The organism is Xenococcus sp. PCC 7305 (assembly GCF_000332055.1).
Lineage (GTDB): Bacteria > Cyanobacteriota > Cyanobacteriia > Cyanobacteriales > Xenococcaceae > Xenococcus.
Window position 1 is genome coordinate 1 of record NZ_ALVZ01000206.1, and the last position, 1,211, is coordinate 1,211.

Sequence of the window (1,211 nt, forward strand, 5' to 3'; positions counted from 1 at the left end):
GAAGAAGACTTTAACGGGATTGATACCTACAGCTATACTATTGCTGATGGAAATGGAGGAACAGCGACTGCAAATGTAGAAATTACAGTTGAATCTATTAATGATGACCCCATAGCAGTTGATGATGAAGATACAACCGATGAAGATACAGCAGTAACTACAGCAGTATTAGACAACGATAGTGACCCCGACGAAGATTCCCTAACCGTAACCAGTGCTACCGATGGGGGCAATGGCACAACTACAGTCAACGCCGATGGAACTATTACCTATACTCCAGAAGAAGACTTTAATGGTACTGATACCTATAGCTACACGATAGATGATGGTAATGGAGGGACAGCGACGGCAAATGTAGAAATTACAGTTGGATCAGTTAATGATGACCCCATAGCGAATGATGATGCAGATACGACCGATGAAAATACTCCAGCTACGACAGCAGTATTAGACAATGATAGTGACCCCGACGAAGATTCCCTAACAGTAACTAGTGCTACCGATGGTGCTAATGGCACAACCGTGGTTAACGCAGATAATAGCATTACTTACACTCCAGAAGAAGACTTTAGCGGAACTGATACCTACAGCTATACTATTGCTGATGGCAATGGAGGAACTGCCACTGCAAATGTAGAAATTACAGTTGAATCTATTAATGATGACCCCATAGCGAATGATGATGCAGATACGACCGATGAAAATACTCCAGCCACGACAGCAGTATTAGACAATGATAGTGACCCCGACGAAGATTCCCTAACCGTAACAAGCGCTACCGATGGGGCCAATGGCACAACTGCGGTTAACGCTGATGGCAGCATTACCTATACCCCAGAAGAAGACTTTAGCGGGATTGATACCTACAGCTATACGATTGATGACGGAAATGGAGGAACTGATACGGCGATCGTTACCATTACGGTAGAAAACCTTCCTCCCGATGCAGTGGATAATAGCTACGAAACATCAGGAGCAACTCCAGTGAGTGGCAATCTGATTACCGATGACACGGGAGAGATTAGTCCGATTACAGGACTAGGAGTTGACAGCGACCCAGAAGACGATACTCTAAACGTCCTAGAATTTACTGACCCTGGTGCTGGCACAGTAGTCGTGGAAGATGATGGCAGCTTTACCTATACTCCCAACGAAGGATTTGCCGGAGTTGACAGCTTTACCTACACTATTGATGACGGCAATGGAGGAAC

1 protein-coding gene is annotated in these 1,211 nt (G+C 45.0%); it reads left to right on the forward strand.

What is annotated here, in order from left to right:
* On the forward strand, window positions 1–1,211 hold a 1,211-nt coding region (locus XEN7305_RS17255), incomplete at both ends, for an Ig-like domain-containing protein (protein WP_006510768.1).